Origin of the sequence: Acinetobacter sp. YH12027 (genome assembly GCF_013420085.1) — a bacterium.
GTDB classification, from domain to species: Bacteria; Pseudomonadota; Gammaproteobacteria; order Pseudomonadales; family Moraxellaceae; genus Acinetobacter; species Acinetobacter amyesii.
In genome coordinates this window covers 1-2671 of record NZ_VOYW01000089.1, presented here as the reverse complement: position 1 = coordinate 2671, position 2671 = coordinate 1, and the positions used below count along the sequence as shown (strand labels likewise).

General features: G+C 42.6%; 2 protein-coding genes and 2 pseudogenes. 3 read left to right on the top strand and 1 reads right to left on the bottom strand.

Annotation, left to right across the window (positions count from 1 at the left end; genetic code table 11):
* Positions 1–320 precede the first annotated feature (320 nt).
* From FTT94_RS16345 to FTT94_RS16335, 3 genes and pseudogenes are all read left to right on the top strand, one after another.
* Positions 321–1265, top strand: coding sequence for an ABC transporter permease (locus FTT94_RS16345; RefSeq protein ID WP_180116969.1), 945 nt, complete (start codon positions 321–323; stop codon positions 1263–1265).
* The gene (locus tag FTT94_RS16340) at positions 1265–2146 is read left to right on the top strand and encodes an ABC transporter ATP-binding protein (RefSeq protein WP_120367011.1); all 882 of its coding nucleotides are present in this window, start codon (positions 1265–1267) and stop codon (positions 2144–2146) included. The genes FTT94_RS16345 and FTT94_RS16340 overlap by 1 nt, the downstream gene beginning before the upstream one ends.
* 81 nt (positions 2147–2227) lie before the next feature.
* Positions 2228–2551: pseudogene (locus FTT94_RS16335) on the top strand (2-oxoglutarate and iron-dependent oxygenase domain-containing protein); the annotation flags it as partial.
* A gap of 35 nt (positions 2552–2586) precedes the next feature.
* On the opposite strand, the pseudogene FTT94_RS16330 reads toward FTT94_RS16335, so the two are convergent.
* A pseudogene (locus FTT94_RS16330) lies at positions 2587–2671 on the bottom strand (IS5/IS1182 family transposase); the annotation flags it as partial.

The following is a 2671-nucleotide window of genomic DNA, read 5'->3' as shown; positions in this document are numbered from 1 at the left end:
CGCGACTCATGAGTGCTCGGTTATATGCGGGCCAATTGGTTGTGCGATAGATTTTGTGTGTAGGCTTCTTCATTTGAAAATTATATCGCTGAAAAAGCCTTTACAGATAGGTTTGTGCAACAAAGCCCCATAAAAGTACATTTTGGCATTGTTCTAGATCCAAAAAATCATTTTGTCTGCTACCTTGGCAGGCTTTTTCAGATATTTAGTCCATTCAACTTTATCAATTGCAGTTAAATCACGGCATACAGGCCTTTGGCATTCTAATTGCTTAACAGTATTACGTTTTATTAAAAAAGTAATATTGGGGCTTGGTCAGTATGGGTTATGTCGCAAGAGAGCTCAGTCCGAAAAGCAAGCTATTGCTCGGCTTCGGATCATTTTTAATTCCTGTGCTTATTTGGTGTGCAGTGAGTTATTTGCCATTTTTATGGCATCCACAGGTGCAAATTACTCAGTCTGGCAGTGTGCCGTATTTGCAAGTCGATAGCCATGTAGACAAAGCGGTGTTTTATGCCGAAGCGCAATCTGCGGTCAATGCAGGTTTAGCACCACCTCAAGGTAAACTGGTCAATCCAATCTATTTACCTGCACCGCACGAAGTAGCAAAAGCATTAGTTACGGCTTTTATAACTCCACCTGCCCAACCTGATGCCCCATGGTTTCATCAAAGCTTATGGCACAGTATTAAAATTGTGTTCAGCGCTTTTTTTATTGCCTCTCTCATCGGTATTCCGCTAGGTATTCTTTGCGGTTTTTCTCAAAAAATATCACAACTGACCGAACCCTTTGTTGAGTTTTTCCGCTACTTGCCCGCTCCTGCTTTTGGTGCATTAGCCGTTGCGATTTTAGGCATTAATGATGCACCTAAAATCGCCATTATCGTGATTGGTACGCTGTTTCAGCAAATTCTGATTATTGCCAATACCACACGGATGGTTGACCGAGGCCTGATTGAAGCAGGTTTTACGCTGGGCACCAATAAATTGAAAAGCTTATTTCATGTGGTGATTCCAGCAGCGCTTCCTGATATTTACCGCGACTTGCGTGTATTGCTCGGCTGGGCTTGGACCTATCTGATCGTATCTGAACTGATCGGCACAACCTCTGGGATTACCTGGTTTATCACCCAACAAGCGCGTTACCAAAACTTTGACAATGTCTATGCCGCGATCCTCATCATTGGGGTGATTGGTTTGGTGTGCGATGTGGTGCTAATGAAACTCGGTCAACGTCTATTTAAATGGAAAGCAGGAGCAAAATAATGAACAGCACAGAGTTTAATGCCACCACTTATTTCGATGCAATTTATGCACGTCCTGTCATTTTAGAAGCAAAAAAACTTACACAAAGTTTCAAGCACGGCAAAACTGAACGCACTATTTTAAATCAGTTGGATTTAAAGATTCATAAACGTGAATTTATCTGCGTGATTGGCCCATCGGGTTGCGGTAAATCGACCTTTAGCCGAATTGTGGCTGGGCTTGATCCTTACAGTAGCGGTGAATTGCTGGTCGATGGCCAAGCGATTGAAGGCCCAAGCCCTGAGCGTGGCATGGTGTTTCAAGGCTACACGCTTTTTCCATGGAAAACGGTCAAAGAAAATGTGATGTTCGGCCCTTTAATGAAAGGTGCCAGCAATGCTTCGGCTGAATCCAGCGCCCGCGAATGGATTGATATTATTGGTCTAGAAAAATACCAAGATCAGTATCCGCATCAGCTTTCTGGCGGGATGAAACAGCGCGTTGCTATTGCCCGCGCATTGGTTAATGAACCCAAAATATTATTGATGGATGAGCCGTTTGGCGCGCTTGACCCGCATACCCGTCAAAAAATGCAAAAACATTTAATGGATCTTTGGCAAAACATTGATATCACCATCATTTTTGTGACCCACGATATGGATGAAGCCATTTTATTGGCGGATCGTATTGTGGCGCTCAAAGCCAATCCTGGTGAAATTAAAGAAATTATTGAGGTCGATTTACCCCGTCCTCGTAATCCTGAACTCATGCTGAGTCCTGAATTTAAACAACTGCGCGAACGGGTGGATTTCTTGGTACATGCGCAGGAAGACGAGCTCGACCCAGCGATGGAAAACCTACCGAAAATTCCACGTATGACTCAAGTCAGTACGCAAAAATAACTGGATTAATCCCTCTTCATCTTTAGGACGGCCTAAATGATGTACTACAGCGTTGGACGGCCAACTTTATAGGAATTGAAGATGAATGAATCTTATGTTTTGCCACTTGTAGATATTTCAAAAATGCAAAGCACGGTACTGTCAGAACGCTTAGAGGTGGCAACCGCGTTGGATCAAGCCTGTAAAGATGTTGGTTTTCTATATTTAAAAGGTGATCAGTTCAATTTTGATTTTGCGACATCATTGATTCAGGTGGCAAAGCGCTATTTCCAACAAGATACCGCCAGTAAAATGCAACACTATATTGGGCTGTCGAAAAATCATAGTGGCTATGTGCCAATTGGTGAAGAACAATTGGCAGGCAACAGCTATGACTTAAAAGAAGCCTATGACGTCAATTATGATTAGGGTGTGTTGACATTTACAGCCGATAAATTGAGCTAAAGAGGCAACCATATAAATATACAAGCTAAAGCAACAGCGCTTTGATAGTTACGTTTTAGCTTATCGTATCTTGTGGCAATT

Bases quoted from the DNA above. Each gene is read 5' to 3' on its own strand.
- FTT94_RS16345 (WP_180116969.1), top strand. From the start codon at position 321: ATGGGTTATGTCGCAAGAGAGCTCAGTCCGAAAAGCAAGCTATTGCTC.
- FTT94_RS16340 (WP_120367011.1), top strand. From the start codon at position 1,265: ATGAACAGCACAGAGTTTAATGCCACCACTTATTTCGATGCAATTTAT.